Raw genomic sequence first — 250 nt, forward strand, 5'->3', positions numbered from 1 at the left:
CCAAACGATCATCTGACGGCCTACTCCGCCGCCACGAATATGGCTCGCAATCCGCACGCTTTCGATCTGTCCGCGCCACATGCCCATCCGCGACAGGCCGGGTATAAAGCTGATTTGCATGCAACCAATGATCTCGCCATCATGTTCAACGACAGCCCGGAGCTGATTGGGATCGGCATCGATTGCCGCAAAGGCGCTGCGATAGGAATCCCGCAAGGGGAGGCTCGCATCTTCGCGCTGTGCGCCGAGC

The 250-nt window shown here is 59.6% G+C and carries 1 protein-coding gene; it reads right to left on the minus strand.

Going from position 1 to position 250, the window contains the following annotated elements:
• A partial coding sequence (locus tag SB822_RS59390; RefSeq protein ID WP_410859412.1) for a GNAT family N-acetyltransferase occupies window positions 1-250 on the minus strand: 250 nt, incomplete at both ends.

This window comes from Paraburkholderia sp. SIMBA_054, assembly GCF_046534875.1.
In the GTDB taxonomy this organism is placed as follows: domain Bacteria; phylum Pseudomonadota; class Gammaproteobacteria; order Burkholderiales; family Burkholderiaceae; genus Paraburkholderia; species Paraburkholderia hospita.